Genomic DNA, 15,155 nt, shown 5'->3' with positions numbered 1-15,155 from the left:
TTTTGTGTATGATAATAACAAGCTCCAAGGAATTCCTAAGATGGAATACCAGTGAAGCCCAAAATGGGAACAAAACGTTATCATTGGATGATTAGGTCGGTGAACGAAAAGGTTCACTATATCTGGAGAGTTTCGAAGAAAAGAGTCTGCAACGGGATTGATAGAAATGAAGGTTTGGTTCAAGAAAATCTGTAAAAAGAATTTTTAAGAGGCAAATTCTGAAATGAAATCAGACTGAAGTGGGTAATGAGTAAACGGAATATCTGTAGACGAAGGTCTTTTTAGGAAGATGGATAGCGGGAAACGAAATTGAGGGTAATACTGGGGATACATTGATAAAGGTTCGTTGGAGCTCGTTTTCTATTTTTCGCGCTTGTAGGCTGCGATATACGGAAGGTTTCGGTACTTTTCCTGGTAATCGAGGCCATACCCGACTACAAATTGGTCCGGCATAAGAAAACAGCAATAATCGATGTTAATGGTGAGGAGCCTTTCCGAGGGATTGTCCAGCAGGGTGCATATTTTTAGACTAGCGGGCTTCGCAGCTTCGAGGTGCTGGCAGATATAAGCAAGCGTAAGTCCGGTTCCGACCACATCTTCTACTAAAAGAACATGTTTGCCGGTGATCGAAAGGTCAAGATCTTTCGCAAATCTTACAATGCCAGTTTTATTCGTTTCATCAGGGAAGGCCCTGATCGACAGAAAATCAAGGCTTAAGGGTATCGTCAGGTGCCGGGTCAGGTCAGCCAAAAAGTAAAACGATCCTTTTAGGACGCTGATCACAACCAGCTCCTTGCCCTGATAGTCGGTATCAATGATTCGCCCGGTTTCGGCGACTTTCCGTTGAATCTCCTCTGCAGTGAAAATGATCTTCCCAACAGCATTAGCATTCATTGTGCAGATCCTTTCTTAATGCCGAATCTCTCCAAAAGGGAATAAAAATCATTTTTAAAGACAATGTTAATGTTGGTGCCAGGATAGAGCCGTTTGAGCAGCTCAACCTTTTTCTTTTTTTCTGAAGCATATTTTTGGTTCATCGTGGTCAGTTCAATGAACGTATTAAATCTAGGTAGGTAAAAATCAGGTGAAAACGCCATGGTAACATTGCCCTCTTCATCCCATTGAATCGGGAACGTACGGGGCTCGTACTCCCAGTCAAGGTGGTACATATCCAGGATTCCGGCAAATTCCTCTTCGGATGGATGCTTGAAAGTGACCGGTTTTTTACCGTCCTGAGAAGGATATTCAGCTGCAGGGGAGTAGAGTTGCTTGTTTCTGGCATAGTACTCCAGAAGCGCAGCACCTTCTTCGATGCCGAAAAAATCTGTGTTCAGCGTAATACCGTAAAGAGAAGGATCAGACCAGTCTCTATGATAAATGGTGGAAATATACCGTTTGTGCTTGCGGTCGGTCAGCTCCAGGAATCTTTCGGCATTGGAGCGGTCCAGATGGAGATTATGCATGACCCGGCCGGTTCGAACTTCATCTGAAGCTATGATTCTGACATGGATCGCTTCAGGATGGCGGGAGAAAATAATCTGAGCGCCGAGACCGAAGATGATAGCAGGCTGTTCAGAAATATAACTTTTTAATCTGTTTTCAATATGCTCGGCAAAGGTAAGGCCTTGAGAGGACAGATTCAAATAAAAGCCAGGGCTTTCTTTCAGCATATGTAGCTCATGCTTGTCGGCAATCTCCGGCAGCCATTGGTTCATAACAAAATCGTGTGTAATCAGAGGCAGATCCAATTTCTTGGCGAGGAGCCCAGATATTTCTTTCCCCAGGCTTCCTGTTTGTCTGGAAATCGTAAGAAATACCAAATCAGTCACCCCCACAGCAGTAATGATACCGGTTCAGTCCTCAGATTATTATACCATACCAGGCCAATTAGCGTCGGAACGCTGGAAATGACTAAATTGGTTTCTTTTTTCTAAGTTTTACAAAGAGAAGAACGACCGAAAGCAAAATTGCTGCAATACTGATGACTTGGGCTATTTTAAATGAACCAAGCATCAGACTATCGGTTCTGAGACTTTCAATAATAAAACGGCCTGCCGAGTACAGCAATAAATAAAGCAAGAAAATGATGCCGTCAGGTGTTGATTTCTTCCTGATCAGCCAGAACAAGAACAAAAAGATCAAAGTATCCCATAAAGACTCATATAAAAAAGTCGGATGGTAATATTGGCCGTCAATATACATGCCTTGCTGAATAAAATGCGGGAATTCACTGATAAAGGATTCACTAACCGGGCCGCCATGTGCTTCCTGATTAAGAAAGTTGCCCCATCTGCCAATCGCCTGGCCGATAACCAGACTTGGCGCGATAACATCGGCCACAGACCAGAATTTTAAATCCGGATCTCTGCGGGTAACCACTAAGACCGCCAGAAAACCGCCGATAATTCCACCGTGAATGGCTAATCCGCCATGCCAGACAGCCACGATTTCCGCCGGATAAGCGATGTAATAATGCAAATTGAACAGGACATAATACAGTCTGGCGCCGATCAGAGCAGCGGGAATCATAACAATCAGCAGATTAAAAAATTTGTCCGGGTCCAGCCTGCGATAGTTCGTATGATAGTTTGCGAGAATGAGTCCGGCGCAAAACGCCAGAGCGATCAGTATACCGTACCAATGAACAGAAAAAGGACCCATTTCAAATGCAATAGGGTTCAAGAATATCAACTCCCGTATTAATGAATACACTATCTTTCCGGAATTGTCCAGCAAAAATGCCCGATTGAAGTCTTCCCAGGAATAGTGTAGTGGATATTTGCGAAAAGACCGATACCGTAGTATTGTGGTGTTATCAGGTAAGTTTAAGGTTATTCCATGATTCTTTGCTATGAATTGTTTTCAGGGGGTAGACAATGCAAATATTATTAATCTATAATCCGCTTGCCGGAAACGGCAGCTTTAATAATCACTTGGACAGCATTATTGAAGCTGTCCAAGATAAAGGCTATTATTTGGTCCCTTACAGGGTCAGCACTACGGAAGCCCTGGAAAAAATGGTCTCCTCAGCGGATATCAACAGTTTCAACAGGATCTGGATTGCCGGGGGCGACGGGACGATCCACCAGGTCATCAATGTTCTTTTTTGTTATGATTGCCAGATCCCGGTTGGAATATATCCGGTAGGAACTGCCAATGACTTTGCCCGTTATTTTCATTTTCCGGAGCGGGTCAATGAAATGACGGAGATTCTGCTTCAGGATCATTTTACAGTTTGCGATATCGGGGTCGCCAATGGCCGCTATTTTTTAAATGTGGCCAGTCTGGGTTTTCTGATCGATGTCAGCCAAAAAACTCCCAAAAGAATCAAACAAAGTTTTGGGGCTCTCGCCTATTATTTAAAGGGTGTTGAAGAATTCGCCAATATGAAGCCGGTGAAAGTTAGTATTCGGAGCCGGGAAGCCAACCGCGACGATGAAGTGTATTTCATCTTGATTATGAATGGCAAATCGGCAGGCGGTTTTAAGAGGATAGCGCCGTTGGCTTCTATTAGCGATGGTCTGCTTGATGTGTATATTTTTAAACCATGTCCAGTTCTCGAACTGATCCCGCTGGTTATCAAAGTGGCGAACGGTGAACATGCGGAGAGCCCATATGTAGACTACTTCCAGACGGCAGAGCTGACAATCAACTGTCGGGAATCGATTGGTACGGATTTAGACGGAGAAAAAGGGTTTGATTTTCCGTTAAGAGTCACTGTTGAGCCCGCCAAACTTAAAGTCATTACCAGAGAGAATCAAGAGGAAGGCTATCTGGATAAAACCGGTTTTGGCTTCTTAATTTAGATGTAAAAATTTTCAATGCAAACGTTAATGAAAACATTCGTATTGAAGACAGGTTCGGGTAAATATTTTTATTTTGGGCAGATTAATGATGAAAACAAATTGCTTTAAAATATTTGATGAAAAGGAGGAATTGTCTTGAGTGTTATCGGCTGGATTATTTTAGGCGGCCTTGCGGGGTGGATTGCCAGCATGATTACAGGCCGTGATGCCAAAATGGGCGTTGGAATGAATATTGTTGTCGGGATCATCGGGGCGTTCATCGGTGGATGGATCGTCAACATTTTCGGAGGAATAGGGATCAATGGATTTAATATCTGGAGTTTCTTGGTTGCTCTACTCGGTGCGGTGATCCTGTTGTCCATCGTCAATGCCTTAACGGGCAGGAAACATCACAATCAGTATCAGTCGTAAACGTTATCCCGGATTTTGATGGATGCCAGAAACGGCGGAGTAAATCTCCAGCCGTTTTTTATTTAGCAGCCAAATCAACCCAGCACAACTGACTTAGCACAGTTCTGTCTCAGTGCATACTGATCCACAACACTTGACAAATATTCGAAAATTTGATAGCATTACCTAAAATTATATCATACAGTTTTATATTTAAAGGCTGTACCATGACAGTATAAAGCATTCGTCTTTAACAGAAATGCTAAGGGGTGAAGGCTTTTTTGGTATATCAGAAAAAGTCTAAGCACTTTCTGATATCTCTAGGTGCAGCTAGTACCATGTCAACCCTAAATCTATATATCCTGGCGGCAGATTTCTGTTAATACTGCGTTGTCTTGTCGCTCCTATGCCATCCATGGCATCCGCGACATTTGTCCATCCGTGGACTTCAATCACCATACGCTCGGTATGCCTCAATCCTCCGCCTTGTCTTAAAAGAAATCTGCTCCCCATTATATTACAGTTTTAAGGTTGACAAGGTACTAGAGACATGGCACCAGTAAAGTTTTCTATAGTTTATAAGATATAAAATGCTAGGAGGAGATTATGTTGAAACTTGCGTTTTCAACCCTGGGTTGCCCGGATTTCAGCTGGACCGATATCTATTCCATGGCCAAGGACTTTGGTTTTGACGGCATTGAAATCCGCGGTCTGGGCAGTGAGATATTTGCAGTGCAGGCCCAGCCTTTTACTGAGTCTCAGTTGCCGCAAACCATAAAAAAGTTATCCGAACTCCGTATTCAAATTCCTTGTCTGTCTTCCGGCTGTTGTCTAAAGTATGCTGAGAAAGCGGAACAGAATCATCAGGAGATCGTTCAGTATATTGAATTAGCCTCCAAGCTAGGAACCCCGTATATCCGTATCCTTGCCGATATTGCACCGCAGCTGGCTGGTGAAGTCGATGACGAGGTGGTGCTTGCTGCGTTAAACCGTCTGGTACCTCTGGCGGAAGAAAAAGGCGTCACCCTCCTGGTCGAAACGAATGGCGTCTATGCAGATACTTCCCGTTTATGTCGGCTGTTAAATGATGTTGCAAGTGACAATGTTGGTGCCTTGTGGGATATGCATCACCCTTACCGTTTTGCAGATGAGACACCTGGAAAGACTGTTCAGAACCTTGGTGCCTACATTAAATATGTACATATCAAGGATTCCGTTGTAGAGAACGGCACCACCCGGTACCGCATGATGGGAGAAGGAGATTTACCCATCGATGAGATGATGCGGGCCCTGCATTCGATTAACTATGAAGGTTATGTTTCCCTGGAATGGGTCAAACGCTGGGCGGCGGACCTGGATGATGCCGGCGTTGTTTTCCCGAATTTTGCAGAATATATGAGCCGTTACACGGAAAAAACATCGGTGAAAGGTCATTTGTACGATAACAATGCCAAGACCGGAAAATATATCTGGCAAAAAGACACGCTGATTGATCTGACCTTCCCCCAGGTGCTTGACCGGATGGTGGATGAGTTCCCGGATCAGTATGCTTTCCGTTATACGACCATGGATTATACCCGTACGTATAAAGAATTCCGGGACGATGTTGACACATTTGCACGCGCTCTGATCGCGATGGGTGTCAGACCCGGGGACCATGTTGCGACCTGGGCCACCAACGTTCCGCAGTGGTACATTACCTTTTGGGCGGCGACCAAGATTGGCGCTGTGCTGGTAACCGTAAACACCGCGTATAAGATTTATGAGGCAGAATATCTGCTGCGCCAGTCGGATACACATACGCTGGTCATGATCGACGGATATAAGGACTCCGATTATGTCGGCATTATCAAGGAGCTTTGCCCCGAGTTGGAGACTGCCGAGGCCGGAAAGCCGCTGCATATCAAACGGCTGCCTTTCTTACGCAATATTGTCACGGTTGATTCCAGGCAGAACGGCTGTCTGACCTGGGAAGATGCGATTACCCTGGCTGACAAAGTCCCCGTTGAGGAAGTATACCGCCGTGCGCTTTCCCTTAACCGTCATGATGTCTGCAACATGCAGTATACCTCAGGAACCACAGGGTTCCCGAAAGGCGTTATGCTGACACACTATAATGTCGTGAATAACGGTAAAAATATTGGCGACTGCATGGATCTTTCCACAGCCGACCGCATGATGATTCATGTCCCGATGTTCCATTGCTTCGGGATGGTGCTGGCGATGACTGCGTCCATGACCCATGGGGTGACCATGTCCCCGATACCGGCGTTTTCGCCGAAGATATCGCTGGATTGCATCAACAGGGAAAAAATCACCGCCTTCCACGGTGTTCCGACCATGTTTATTGCGATGCTCGAGCATGAAGATTTTCCGAAAACAGACTTTTCCTACATGCGGACCGGAATCATGGCAGGAAGCCCGTGTCCTGTGAAGGTCATGCAGGATGTCGTCGAGAAGATGAATATGAATGAAATCACCATTGTCTTCGGACAGACCGAATCTTCACCCGGCTGCACCCAGAGCCGTGTCGACGATTCCGTCGAACTGCGGGTTGCCACTGTGGGCCGTGCTTTGCCAGGAGTTGAGTGCAAGATCGTGGATCCGAAGACCGGGGAAGATCTTCCGGATAATGAGGACGGCGAATTTGTTGCCAGGGGCTACAATATCATGAAAGGCTATTATAAAATGCCCGAAGCCACCGCTGCGGCGATTGATGAGAACGGCTGGCTGCACACCGGCGACCTGGCCAGACGCGATGAGAACGGATACTATAAAATTACCGGACGTATCAAGGACATGATCATTCGCGGCGGGGAAAACATCTATCCGAAAGAAATCGAAGATTTTATTTATACCCATCCAAAGGTCAAGGACGTTCAGGTTATTGGTGTCCCTGACAAACAATATGGGGAAGAGATTATGGCCTGTGTCATACTGAAGGACGGTGTCGAACTGACCGCTGATGAGCTGAAGGATTTTGTCCGCACCCACATGGCCAAGCACAAAACACCGCGTTATATTGACTTTGTCGCAGAATTCCCGATGAATGCCGCAGGCAAAATTATGAAATATAAAATGCGCGAAAACGCGGTCGAAAAGTTAAACCTTCAGGCCGACAACAGTATTGAAACTGCCTAAGGTACTTCTAGGAAACCTTATTGTGTTTATCAAATGGCAAAAATGGCAAAAATTTTCTTTGGATGAATAGAAAATTATGGTATAATATTTACGTAATTCGCAAAATGTGGTGAAACAGTTGGTCAGAAAGTTTGATTTGATCAAATATAAACCGCTGGAACGAAAATTCCTGCTCTTTAGGTGGGGACTGCTTATTGTTGCCCTGGCTGAGCTGATCCGTTTTCAGGGCTCTTTCACGGGCGTGTTTTTTGTTGGTTTCTTTATCGCCCTTCTATATAATGCATTTATTTCCGTTTGTGTCTTCAGCAAGGACACCCGGGCCGAGAAAATGATGCGACTCTGCTTAGTGCTTGATATTCCTGTTTGTACCCTGTTGATGGCAGGAAATGTTGGATTACTGAATATGCTCTTTTTTTCCTATTTCTTCTTTGTTTCTTTTCACGGCATGCGTTATGGGATTCCGGGTTTGATCATTGCTGCTGCCGAAAGCGTAGCCTCTTTATTCATTACGTCATTCAAAATCTCGGATCTGTTTGTATCCGTGAATATCTATCTGTTCAGCCTTCTGCTCCTAGCCTTCGGTTTTATCATTGTATTTGAAGTCAACAGTTTGCTGAATATCAGCCAATATCAGTTCAGAAAGGCCAAAAATCAGGCGGCCAGAGATCCGCTGACGGGGCTTCCGAACCGCCTGCTGTTGGAAAAGAGTTTTCAGAAGGCTGTATCCAATTATCAGAGGACAGGGCAGCCTTTTTGCATTGCCATTTTTGATATTGATAATTTTAAAAAGATAAATGATCAGAAGGGACATGTCTTTGGCGACAAGGTTTTGCTGGTTTTAGCCCGTGTTTTAAAAACAAATGCCAGGGCCACTGATTTCATCTGCCGTTACGGCGGTGAGGAGTTTCTAATTATTCTTTATGGCTGCGGCCTGGAGGACGCCTGCCTGAAAGCGGATAAAATCAGGGAAGAATTTGCACTTAACAGTTATTTTGATAAGCCACTGACCGTGAGTGCCGGTGTCTGTCTCTATCAAAAAGGCTGCTCGCTGACCGAAAATATTGAGATTGCGGATAAAGCACTTTACGCTGCCAAAACAGCAGGGAAGAACAGGGTCATCTCAGGCAGCCGTTTCGGCGTTGATCTTTTCCATAAAGAAGCTTAAAGATCAAAATCCTCCACCCAAGTAGAATTATTTTAATATTTCCTCAGTCCGGCGGAATACTTTTCGGAAATGAAAACCGTATATGGACAGGGTTACTGCCAGCGGAAATACATTACGGCGTTTCCGCAGAGACCAAATGATCAGTTTCCAGTAGTATCGTCTTTCCTGGCCGATAATTCCCAAACGGAATACCGATCTGATAAACGCGAGCACCTGACAACGGTCGATCCGCTGAGCCGTAAATCCAGCAGGTTCGTACTGCTCTAAAAATGTCAGGACCCGCTCATAATATTTTCTTGGCGAGTAGATCGTATCGACAATTCTTTGATAGCCTTTGATCAACAGGCGGCTTTCCATTTTTGGTATGAAGTTCATCGAAAAGTCGGTGTTGTCGCCGCTGATGCTTTTTAACAGTCGGCCTTCCGCTGCCAGACGCTGATATAGTTTCGTTCCTTTCGGCGCATTCAGCAGCCCGACCATCGCGGTAACGATCCCGCTTTCCTGAATAAAGGTTACCAGTTTGTCAAAAATAGAGGCATTGTCGTTGTCGAACCCGACAATAAAGCCGCCCTGAACCTGAAGGCCGAATTTCTGAATTTTTTTGACACACGCAATCAGATCGCGGTTTTTATTCTGAATTTTATTGCACTCAACCAGGCTGTCTTCATCCATGGTTTCAATTCCGATAAATACAGTCATAAACCCCGCCTTGACCATCAGATTCATAAGGCTGTCATCATCAGCCAGATTGATTGAGGCCTCTGTGATAAACGTAAACGGATAATTTCTTTGTTTCATCCAGCTGATCAACGCAGGCAGGATATCATCCTTTAATTTTTTTTTGTTGCCGATAAAATTATCATCGACCAGGAAGATGCCTCCGCGCCATCCGGCCCGATAAAGGGAATCCAATTCTGACAGGAGCTGCGGAGAGGTCTTGGTACGGGGCTCGTGACCGTATAAAGATGTAATGTTGCAGAAATCGCAATGGAATGGGCATCCGCGTGAATATTGAATATTCATTGTTGCGTAGTGTTTCATATCGATAAGGTCCCACAAAGGCACAGGGGTATTTCTGATATCCGCCCATTCTTCCGTTGTGTAAATGTGCGCTGCCGATCCGTTCTCAAGGTCACGCACAAAGGCAGGTACAGTGTTCTCCCCTTCATTCAGGACGAGATAATCTACATCATCATACTCCTCAGGTTCGGAAGTAAAGAGGGGACCGCCTGCAGTCGTTTTGACTCCGAGGGCATGACAGCGGTTAATAACTTCCCTGACAGATTCTTTCTGGACGACCATCGCGCTGATCCAGACATAATCGGCCCATAAAATATCCCGATCCTTGAGTTTCGTTACATTCATATCCACAAGACGCTTATCATAATGCTCCGGCAGCATAGCAGCTACGGAAAGTAGCCCCAGGGGCGGAGATCCAGCTTTCTTGGATATGAACTTTAACGCGTACTGGAAACTCCAATAAGTCAGCGGTATTTGCGGGTAAACAAGTAAAATTTTCATAGATTTGCCCTTCCTGTTCTATTGACTGGCACAGCCAATTCTAGCATATCCATTTTTTACTTGCTCAATTCGTTTCTGGTTTATTCGCTGATTTCTGCAGAACAACACAGGACATTGCAATTTATCATCGGGTAAATTAAAATAGATGTAGAATCAAGAAAGGGAGAGAGTAAGATATGGAGGAAAATGCCGGAGATATACGAAGTAGTATTATTTCAAATGACTTATTAATAGGATTTGGTAAAAGGCTTTGACAATCCTGTATAAGGAATGATTCTGCCTTTTTATTATTATCAGGAGGAACAATCATTGATTACCGGGATTTTGTTTTTAGTCGTGCTGATTGCGCTCAATGCCTTTTTCGCTGCCTCGGAGATTGCTTTGATCTCCCTGAATGACAATAAAATCAGAATGATGGCGGAAGATGGCGACAAGAAGGCCAGAATTTTAACCAATTTGCTGGGTGAGCCGAGCAAATTTCTTGCGACGATCCAGATTGGGATAACGCTGGCAGGCTTTCTGGCCAGTGCGTTTGCTTCAGAAAATTTTTCCGATCCGCTGGTTTCACTGCTGATTAAGCTCGGGGCCCCCGTTTCAGCATCCTTGCTGAAGACTATAGCCGTTATTCTAATTACCATTATTTTATCCTACTTCACGCTGGTGCTCGGAGAGCTCGTGCCGAAAAGAATTGCGATGAATAAAGCTGAAAAGATTGCTTGGTTTGCCGCAAACCCGCTGTATATCCTGTCGAAAATTGCCTCACCGTTCGTTAAAATGCTTACGGCATCAATGAACGTGTTTGTAAGGCTTTTCGGGGTAGATCCCAATGCGGAGAACGAGCAGGTCACGGAAGAAGAAATCCGCATGATGGTTGATGTCGGTGAGGAAAAAGGTGCCATCCATGAAACAGAAAAACTGATGATTAACAATATTTTTGAATTTAACAATAAAACGGTTTCCGAAGTCATGACACATCGCACGGATATTGCGGCGCTGCCGATTGAAGCAAGCTTAAGTGAAGTCATTGCCTTTATCAATCATGAGAAGTATTCCAGGATACCCGTCTATGAAGAGAATATCGACAATATTGTCGGGGTGCTGCAATCCAAATACCTTTTCCAGTATTTAACGAACAACAGCAATTCGGAGACATTTCATCTGCGGGACGTTGTCCGGAAACCCTATTATGTACCGGATTCGAAACGTACTGATGAATTATTCAAAGAACTTCAGCAGAACAAGACACATTTGGCTGTTATCATAGACGAATATGGCGGGACGGCTGGTATTGTGACGCTGGAGGATCTTATTGAGGAAATTGTCGGCAACATCTTTGACGAGGATGATGAAATCGAACTGGAATTTGAAAAAATCGATGAAAATACCTATATGATTAACGGGGCGACGAGCCTTGATGCGGTCCAAGATTATCTCGACGTAGAACTGCCGATTGAAGAATATGAGACCCTAAGCGGTTTTCTGGTTGGACAGCTCGGAAGAATCCCCGGAAGAGATGATAAGTCTTCCTTAGAATTCAACAGTTTGATGTTTAAGGTTGAGGAAGTGGATGAAAAAAGGATTGCCAAAGTGAAGGTGTGCAGGCTATAACGCTTAGGTTCATAGTACCGCGTTTTGTAATGTTAGAAAAAACCGGAGGATAAATAATTACGGGTCGGTCTGCGTGCCACAGTACCACTTTCGGCCGTTGCGTCCTCCTTGACGCAAAAGGCCGCGCTTCGCCATCCAGGCTCCGCTTGTCGCGGAACTGTGACACGCAGACTAATAAAACATTCTTGAAATTTGCCTTAGACTCCCTGGTTGGTCTGTGTGCCACAATTCCGCTTTCGGCTGTTGCGTCCTCCTTGACGCAAACAGCCGCGCTCCGCCTCCATGCTCCGCTTAACGCTGGAATTGTGACCCCCAGACCTAATTTGGGGTAATCAACCTTGCATGAATTATTTGAGCAGAGAATTGAACGCTATACGAATCATATGCTTGTTAGGAATTGGCTTCTTTTATCCTGCCAAACCTTTTGGAGGTGTTATATTTGGGAGAAATAAGTTTTGATCCGAATCAGAATAATCAAAATGCTAATAACAAGGCAGAGCTTAAGATATTTGACCCGCAGTCATGCTGCTGCGGGGATGACAGTTTAGCAGGGTCTGTAACCGTTTATGACACGGAATGCGGCTGGATTACAGGTGAAATAAAAACACCAGCAGGGCTGGTGCCTCAGATTTCGACGAACTTAACAGCTTTGGATATCCTGGGCGGATGGAAAGCCCGTTGGGGCATCAACCGGATGAATTATAAAATCAATCCCGGACTTTATGCTGTCGGCAATCCGGATGAACATTCCGAGGTTCTGGTAACGGCTAATTACAAAATGACCTTTGATGCCCTTCGTAAGGAGCTGGCCGGACTCCAGGCCTGGATCCTGGTGCTTGACACCAAAGGCATTAATGTCTGGTGCGCGGCAGGCAAAGGGACATTCGGAACGGCAGAGCTCAGCAGTCGGATCGGGAAGACCAGACTTTCCCAGATTGTGTCCCACAGGACATTGCTTCTGCCGCAGCTCGGCGCTCCTGGGGTAAGTGCGCATCAAGTCCACAAACAAACCGGTTTCAACGTCGTGTATGGTCCGGTCAGAGCTTGGGATATCCGTGAATTTGTCGCTTCCGGAAGGAAAGCGACAGCCGAAATGCGAACCGTGAAGTTTACAGCGTATGACCGGTTGGTACTTACGCCGATGGAACTTACCGGTACATTTAAGATGTCCTTGATGATTTTAGGCATTTTATTTATCTTGAATCTGATCCGGCCAGGAGCTTTTGGAATCACCGACTTTTATGCCTATGCCGGGGCGCTGATTGTGGGCTGTGTCCTGACCCCGGTTTTGTTGCCGTGGATTCCTGGAAAAGCGTTTGCCTGGAAGGGATGGCTCCTGGGTTTGCTTTGGGCGGCAGCAGTGAATGTGCTGAACGGCTGGCCGGGAGAGCTTTCCTACAGCTGGCTGAGGGCATTAGGGTATCTGCTCGTTCTTCCGTCAATTTCTGCATTCTATGCCATGAATTTTACAGGAGCATCAACGTATACTTCATTTTCCGGCGTTATGAAGGAGATGAAAACCGCTGTTCCGACTATTGTGGTTACCATCGGCGTTGGAGTTACGCTCATTTTACTGAACGCCTTATTCAGGATGTGAGGGGGAGGCCGATATATGAAGCACCGCTATTTGAAAAATGTTTCGACGCTTACGCTTAAGACGGAAAAATGCACCGGCTGCGGAAGATGTCTCGAGGTCTGTCCGCATCAGGTCCTGGGTTTAAAATGCAAAAAAGCAGAGATACTGGATATAGATCTCTGCATGGAATGCGGCGCTTGCGCCCGCAATTGTCCGTTTGAGGCGATCGATGTGAAGTCCGGTGTGGGCTGCGCTTCAGCCGTTATCACAGGGTGGCTTACAGGGACAGAACCAAGCTGCGACTGTTCCGGAGGCAGCAGCGGGGGATGCTGCTGATTGACAAGAGGGGAAGAGGATTTTGATTATAGGTGATCATGCCGTCACAGCCTCTGCGATCGTGGCGTGAGCTCGGAATTCTGCTGACCGACCAGGCCATCACAGGCAGTGTAATTTAATTAGCTGTAATGTCCGAAGAGGAGCTTCTAGCGCGGGTTCAAGGAGTTTCTGTTGCAGCGTATTGGCTGTGCGATGGGCAGCGTCTATCTGTCATTCTCACCAGTCTGATGACGTTTATTCGTCACAACTTCGGTAGAGATAATCAATTATTTAATAAAGCTATAGCAGATTCAATTTTATTAACATCCTTAGGTTCAATTTTAAGCCTAAAGGTTTTTTTCTCTTTTCTTTCTATAATGAGAGTACTTGAAGATACGGAGTAATTAGTAATTTGATATCTCGGTATAAAAAAAGGTATCGTAGGAACAAAGACACCCTTTGAACCAAAATAAACTTTTGAAGTAAAAAACATAATTATGAAAAATACCCCAGTTGACATAAAGGTTATGACTAATTCTGTCTCTAAATTAGATAGATTTCCTTTTAGAGAAATATAAAAATATAATTGTCTAATTCCTAACGCAAAAACAAAAAATAATCCTGCCATCAAGTAAAGAAATCTGTTTTTTGATGAAGACGTTTTCTCCAAAATATTACCGACCATTCTCTTTCTAACGCAGAAAAAAACAATAATTCCAATATTTAATAATATTAAAAATGCTATTATACTATAATTCAACTTAAAACACCCTTTCTAGAAGAATATATCAATTAGCAATCACAGGATTTTACCTGTGATTGCTAATGTTAAAAAACCATAATTTGCTTCTTATCTTAGTTGAACTGAATAAATTAAGGGAGCTGATGGAGAACCAAAACAGAACACAATGACACCATTAGCAAGAGCACCTTGAGCACATGTATTTGCCCAAGTAGATATAATCCAAATTTGTAAACCTGATGCAAGCAAAGATGGTGTCCAGGCCATTCCAAGTGGAATGGCAAGAAGAGCTGCATTATTTGCTGCTTGTTCAAATACTAACTGTTGTCTTGCTGCCATTTCTGCATTTTCAATAGCATCAAAACCATACCAATGGTAGATATAAGTTACCGTTGCCGTCATTATTGACATCTTATTTTTTGTTCTTTTTACCACTGGATCAGAAGATGATTTATCAGTATAAAGGTCTCCTTTTTCTATCATTGTATTGATACCATTCATACCGCTTATCAAATCATTCAATATTTGATTGTCTATAACTTTTTTCGCTGCTGGATCAATTGAGAAAGTACCATCTTCATTTACGATTAAATATTTGGTTTCAATGGTATTAATAGCCTTGTCATAATCAGCTTTCGATATATTTGTAGATTTAACAGAAGATACATCAATATTTGATGCGGCAAATACAGTAGATGATGTGGTAATTAAGAAGGTTACTACCAGAAGTAGTGATACAATCTTTTTGAATTTACTTATAGTCATTTTTGACCTCCAATAATTTTGTGTTTTTTAATTGTTTAGTCAGTGGCCACTGATCTTATACAATAAATTCCACATTAATAATTAGATCCCTTTATCAAAATATGTAATAATATGGAAAATAATAGG

General features: G+C 44.2%; 13 protein-coding genes. 7 read left to right on the top strand and 6 right to left on the bottom strand.

Translation table 11 applies throughout. The features are described from left to right. Nucleotides 1–360: 360 nt before the first annotated feature. The 3 genes from hpt to lgt all read right to left on the bottom strand — a co-directional run bounded on the left by hpt (nt 361) and on the right by lgt (nt 2,682). Nucleotides 361–894: a hypoxanthine phosphoribosyltransferase gene (gene hpt / locus DEHRE_RS09615; protein WP_025205898.1), complete on the bottom strand. Its 534-nt coding sequence runs from the start codon at nt 892–894 to the stop codon at nt 361–363. Beyond that, nucleotides 891–1,829: a cytidylate kinase family protein gene (locus DEHRE_RS09610; protein ID WP_242827268.1), complete on the bottom strand. Its 939-nt coding sequence runs from the start codon at nt 1,827–1,829 to the stop codon at nt 891–893. The genes hpt and DEHRE_RS09610 overlap by 4 nt, the downstream gene beginning before the upstream one ends. Nucleotides 1,830–1,911: 82 nt before the next feature. Next, entirely contained in the window at nt 1,912–2,682 is a 771-nt protein-coding gene (gene lgt / locus DEHRE_RS09605) for a prolipoprotein diacylglyceryl transferase (RefSeq protein ID WP_025205897.1), read from the bottom strand. 194 nt (nt 2,683–2,876) lie between these two features. Between lgt and DEHRE_RS09600 the strand changes: the two genes are divergently transcribed. The 4 genes from DEHRE_RS09600 (at nt 2,877) to DEHRE_RS09585 (ending at nt 8,502) form a co-directional block, all read left to right on the top strand. Then, on the top strand, nt 2,877–3,806 hold the full coding sequence (locus DEHRE_RS09600) for a YegS/Rv2252/BmrU family lipid kinase (protein WP_015045223.1): 930 nt from the start codon (nt 2,877–2,879) through the stop codon (nt 3,804–3,806). Between the two features lie 135 nt (nt 3,807–3,941). After that, entirely contained in the window at nt 3,942–4,217 is a 276-nt protein-coding gene (locus tag DEHRE_RS09595; protein WP_015043167.1) for a GlsB/YeaQ/YmgE family stress response membrane protein, read from the top strand. Nucleotides 4,218–4,802: 585 nt separating this feature from the next. Further along, on the top strand, nt 4,803–7,337 hold the full coding sequence (locus DEHRE_RS09590; protein WP_038603284.1) for an AMP-binding protein: 2,535 nt from the start codon (nt 4,803–4,805) through the stop codon (nt 7,335–7,337). A 106-nt stretch (nt 7,338–7,443) separates the two neighbouring features. Next, complete coding sequence (locus tag DEHRE_RS09585) at nt 7,444–8,502, top strand: GGDEF domain-containing protein (protein ID WP_242836930.1); 1,059 nt, start codon at nt 7,444–7,446, stop codon at nt 8,500–8,502. Nucleotides 8,503–8,529: 27 nt separating this feature from the next. On the opposite strand, the gene DEHRE_RS09580 is transcribed toward DEHRE_RS09585, so the two are convergent. After that, a complete protein-coding gene (locus DEHRE_RS09580; protein ID WP_015045220.1) occupies nt 8,530–10,023 on the bottom strand; it encodes a B12-binding domain-containing radical SAM protein in 1,494 nt (497 codons plus the stop codon). 270 nt (nt 10,024–10,293) lie between these two features. On the opposite strand from DEHRE_RS09580, the gene DEHRE_RS09575 reads away from it, so the two are divergent. The 3 genes from DEHRE_RS09575 (at nt 10,294) to hgcB (ending at nt 13,543) form a co-directional block, all read left to right on the top strand. Continuing rightward, nucleotides 10,294–11,631 carry a hemolysin family protein gene (locus DEHRE_RS09575; protein WP_038603282.1) on the top strand — a complete coding sequence of 446 codons (1,338 nt, stop codon included), beginning with the start codon at nt 10,294–10,296 and terminating at the stop codon, nt 11,629–11,631. Between the two features lie 505 nt (nt 11,632–12,136). Continuing rightward, nucleotides 12,137–13,228 (top strand): mercury methylation corrinoid protein HgcA, encoded by a 1,092-nt coding sequence (gene hgcA, locus DEHRE_RS09570; protein WP_345787674.1) that lies wholly within the window; start codon nt 12,137–12,139, stop codon nt 13,226–13,228. Between the two features lie 15 nt (nt 13,229–13,243). Beyond that, nucleotides 13,244–13,543 (top strand): mercury methylation ferredoxin HgcB, encoded by a 300-nt coding sequence (gene hgcB / locus DEHRE_RS09565; protein WP_025205892.1) that lies wholly within the window; start codon nt 13,244–13,246, stop codon nt 13,541–13,543. 262 nt (nt 13,544–13,805) lie between these two features. On the opposite strand, the gene DEHRE_RS09560 is transcribed toward hgcB, so the two are convergent. Beyond that, the gene (locus DEHRE_RS09560; protein ID WP_144284046.1) at nt 13,806–14,207 is read right to left on the bottom strand and encodes a hypothetical protein; all 402 of its coding nucleotides are present in this window, start codon (nt 14,205–14,207) and stop codon (nt 13,806–13,808) included. A gap of 165 nt (nt 14,208–14,372) precedes the next feature. Then, the gene (locus DEHRE_RS09555; RefSeq protein ID WP_025205890.1) at nt 14,373–15,029 is read right to left on the bottom strand and encodes a SurA N-terminal domain-containing protein; all 657 of its coding nucleotides are present in this window, start codon (nt 15,027–15,029) and stop codon (nt 14,373–14,375) included. Nucleotides 15,030–15,155 lie beyond the last annotated feature (126 nt).

This window comes from Dehalobacter restrictus DSM 9455 (assembly GCF_000512895.1).
Taxonomy (GTDB): domain Bacteria; phylum Bacillota; class Desulfitobacteriia; order Desulfitobacteriales; family Syntrophobotulaceae; genus Dehalobacter; species Dehalobacter restrictus.
Note: the sequence above shows the minus strand (reverse complement) of the source record. Positions and strands in the feature narration are given on the sequence as shown.

Bases quoted from the DNA above. Each gene is read 5' to 3' on its own strand.
- hpt (WP_025205898.1), bottom strand. From the start codon at position 894: ATGAATGCTAATGCTGTTGGGAAGATCATTTTCACTGCAGAGGAGATT.
- DEHRE_RS09600 (WP_015045223.1), top strand. From the start codon at position 2,877: ATGCAAATATTATTAATCTATAATCCGCTTGCCGGAAACGGCAGCTTT.
- DEHRE_RS09590 (WP_038603284.1), top strand. From the start codon at position 4,803: ATGTTGAAACTTGCGTTTTCAACCCTGGGTTGCCCGGATTTCAGCTGG.
- DEHRE_RS09580 (WP_015045220.1), bottom strand. From the start codon at position 10,023: ATGAAAATTTTACTTGTTTACCCGCAAATACCGCTGACTTATTGGAGT.
- DEHRE_RS09575 (WP_038603282.1), top strand. From the start codon at position 10,294: ATGATTCTGCCTTTTTATTATTATCAGGAGGAACAATCATTGATTACC.
- hgcB (WP_025205892.1), top strand. From the start codon at position 13,244: ATGAAGCACCGCTATTTGAAAAATGTTTCGACGCTTACGCTTAAGACG.
- DEHRE_RS09560 (WP_144284046.1), bottom strand. From the start codon at position 14,207: ATGGTCGGTAATATTTTGGAGAAAACGTCTTCATCAAAAAACAGATTT.
- DEHRE_RS09555 (WP_025205890.1), bottom strand. From the start codon at position 15,029: ATGACTATAAGTAAATTCAAAAAGATTGTATCACTACTTCTGGTAGTA.